Source organism: Desulfatiferula olefinivorans (genome assembly GCF_054657895.1).
Genome location: NZ_BAAHXV010000136.1, coordinates 1 through 317, shown reverse-complemented (window position 1 = coordinate 317; position 317 = coordinate 1). Strand labels below are relative to the sequence as shown.

Here is a 317-nt window from a genome sequence, read left to right as displayed (position 1 = left end):
GCGGAAAATTTGGTGTGGGGCGTGATGGAACCCGGTTTGGCGACGACCTGACCGCGTTCGACCTCGTCACGTTTCGTGCCGCGCAGAAGGAGGCCAACGTTGTCACCGGCCTGACCTTCGTCCAGGATCTTGCGGAACATTTCAACACCGGTACATACGGTTTTGGACGTCTCGCGGATACCCACGATTTCCACTTCCTCGCCGGTCTTGATCACACCGCGTTCGATACGGCCGGTTACAACCGTTCCGCGGCCGGAGATGCTGAACACGTCTTCGATGGGCATCAGGAAGGTCTTGTCGGTGTCGCGCTGGGGCTC

At 59.6% G+C, this 317-nt stretch carries 1 protein-coding gene; it reads right to left on the bottom strand.

All coding sequences use genetic code 11. The features are described 5' to 3' along the window. On the bottom strand, nt 1–317 hold a 317-nt coding region (locus ACYQ11_RS22205; protein ID WP_459926023.1), incomplete at both ends, for an EF-Tu/IF-2/RF-3 family GTPase.